The sequence below is a fragment of the Kitasatospora sp. NPDC007106 genome, from assembly GCF_040634455.1.
GTDB classification, from domain to species: Bacteria; Actinomycetota; Actinomycetes; order Streptomycetales; family Streptomycetaceae; genus Kitasatospora; species Kitasatospora arboriphila.
Map to the genome: position 1 here is coordinate 1 of NZ_JBEYFP010001388.1, position 1,149 is coordinate 1,149.

Sequence of the window (1,149 nt, forward strand, 5' to 3'; positions counted from 1 at the left end):
GAGCGGAGCTTGCGGCCGGTGGGGAAGGCGGCGCCGCCGCGCCCGGTCAGTCCGGCCTCCTCGACGGCCCGGATCAGCCGGTCCGCGGCCCGGCGTCCGGACGCGGTGGGCGGCGGGCCGTACCGCTCCAGGTGCTCGGTCAGTCCGGCCGGGCCGCCCGTGCTGTACCAACCGTGCAGCAGCCGGGCGTCGGCCGGTCCTTCGGGGATGCCCGCGGGCTGCGGCGCTGCCACGGCGCGGGTCTGCGGGATCACTCGTCCTCCCCTCCGTTGTCGCCGTCGTCGCCGGCGGTCTGCCGGTCGGTGGCGACGGTGCCAGGGCGTACGGTGGTGCCGCCGTGGTGCGCCCATCCGGTCCGCGCCGGCCCGGCCACCAGCAGCGCCGCCACGAGGGCGGGGACGGCTGCCGCCGCCAGGGCGGCCCACAGCCGGCCGGCCCGGTGACCGGGGCCGGCCCGGAGCAGGCGCCACCACACCGCCGCCACCACGGCAGCCAGGCAGCCGGCGGCGAGGCCGAGTTGCAGGGTCAGTCGGGTGTCCGTCCCGGTCCCCGCCCCGTGGAGGAGCGCCAGAGGCCAGAGCGCGTAGGCGAGCCGGTGCACCGCCTTCCAGCTCCGGCGGCCGATCCGCAGCCGTAGCGCGCTGGTCACCAGGACGGCGAGCAGCAGGTCGACGGCCAGGGCGCCGAGGCCCAGCCAGAACGGGCGGTAGGAGGAGGCGAACGGTACGACCGCGTCCAGCCACCTCAGGCGGACGAACGGGTCGGCGATCGCGGTGGCGATGTGGAGGCCGAGGAACACCGTGGTGAGGAGCGAGAGGTTGCGGTGCAGCGCCCCGATCTCGAACCGGGCGATCCGCTTCGGCGCGTACCGGCCGCCTGCGGCGATCCCCAGGACGAGGGTGGCCGTGAGCAGGAGCAGGGCGACGGTGCCGCCGGCCCGGGTCGCGTACCAGAGCGGGCTCGGTGCGGTGGTCGCGAGCTGGACGGTGCCGGTCATCGGGGAACTCCCGCCGGGCTGTCGGGTCCCGGCCCGGCACCGGTACTGAGGCCGGGGCCGCTGCCGGGCGCAGGGACGGGGGCCGGGTCCGCCGGCCAGCCGCCGACGACCACGACGGAGCCGTCGGTCCGCACCAGGCGGGCCGGCAGACC

General features: G+C 77.8%; 1 protein-coding gene and 1 pseudogene. Both read right to left on the bottom strand.

Annotation, left to right across the window (positions count from 1 at the left end; genetic code table 11):
- A pseudogene (locus tag ABZ641_RS38715) lies at window positions 1-233 on the bottom strand (hypothetical protein); the annotation flags it as partial.
- Between the two features lie 17 nt (window positions 234-250).
- Window positions 251-997 (bottom strand): ferric reductase-like transmembrane domain-containing protein, encoded by a 747-nt coding sequence (locus ABZ641_RS38720; protein ID WP_359989390.1) that lies wholly within the window; start codon window positions 995-997, stop codon window positions 251-253.
- Window positions 998-1,149: the final 152 nt, after the last annotated feature.

Coding starts and splice junctions, on each gene's coding strand:
- ABZ641_RS38720 (WP_359989390.1), bottom strand. CDS start 997: ATGACCGGCACCGTCCAGCTCGCGACCACCGCACCGAGCCCGCTCTGG.